Source organism: Tolypothrix sp. VBCCA 56010 (assembly GCF_050875635.1).
GTDB lineage: Bacteria > Cyanobacteriota > Cyanobacteriia > Cyanobacteriales > Nostocaceae > Hassallia.
In genome coordinates this window covers 1-219 of the sequence record NZ_JBPAOH010000539.1, presented here as the reverse complement: position 1 = coordinate 219, position 219 = coordinate 1, and the positions used below count along the sequence as shown (strand labels likewise).

Here is a 219-nt window from a genome sequence, read left to right as displayed (position 1 = left end):
CCTTCGGCGGTTTATAATTTGGTGGATTTGGTCTACCCGTAAACGATAAAGGATTAATTTTCCATTCCTTAATTGCGTTAAAAAAACCCGTCCATTCTGCATTCACTGATTTCATCACTTGTTGAGCTAGGAATGCGGGCAATGTATGGTAACAAGAATAATCTTTCATTAATGCATCGATATTTTGATGCAACTCTGTTTTTCCAAACTTGACTACGC

The 219-nt window shown here is 37.4% G+C and carries 1 pseudogene; it reads right to left on the bottom strand.

The window, feature by feature from the left end:
• Positions 1 to 193, bottom strand: a pseudogene (locus AABK37_RS42265) (hypothetical protein); the annotation flags it as partial.
• Positions 194 to 219 lie beyond the last annotated feature (26 nt).